Origin of the sequence: Bradyrhizobium sp. NBAIM08, assembly GCF_020193935.1 — a bacterium.
In the GTDB taxonomy this organism is placed as follows: Bacteria; Pseudomonadota; Alphaproteobacteria; order Rhizobiales; family Xanthobacteraceae; genus Bradyrhizobium; species Bradyrhizobium yuanmingense.
The window spans coordinates 1-408 of record NZ_JADYVR010000889.1 but is presented as its reverse complement, the minus strand read 5'-3'; the positions used below and the strand labels follow the sequence as shown (position 1 = coordinate 408).

At 70.6% G+C, this 408-nt stretch carries 2 protein-coding genes; both read left to right on the top strand.

From position 1 onward, the window contains the following. On the top strand, positions 1–227 hold a 227-nt coding region (locus I6F37_RS42560; protein WP_225154760.1), incomplete at its 5' end, for an ACT domain-containing protein. A gap of 38 nt (positions 228–265) precedes the next feature. After that, the coding region (locus I6F37_RS46880) for an ATP phosphoribosyltransferase regulatory subunit (RefSeq protein ID WP_225154761.1) at positions 266–408 on the top strand (143 nt) is incomplete at its 3' end.

Here is a 408-nt window from a genome sequence, read left to right as displayed (position 1 = left end):
GGCCAATGCTGTACGTCGTCAACGAGGACGCGCCGGGATTCATCGGCCGGCTCGGCACCGCGCTGGGCGAGGCAGGCGTCAATATCGGCACCTTCCATCTCGGCCGCCGCGACGCGGGGGGTGAGGCGGTGTTGCTGCTGTCGGTCGACGAGCCGGTCACCGCCGACCTGCTCGCGACGGTGAAGGCGCTGCCTGGCGTGCGCACCGCGATGGGCCTCAACTTCTAACTCCCTTCCGGGGAGCGAAGCGGCTAGGGCCCTCCACGATGACTGCTTTGCTCCCCGAGGGATTTCGCGATCGCCTGCCGCCGTTCGCCGATGCCGCCGCCGCGCTCGAGGCGCGGGTGCTGGAGGCGGCGCGGCTGCACGGGTATGAACGCGTCGATCCGCCGCTTGCCGAGTTCGCGGA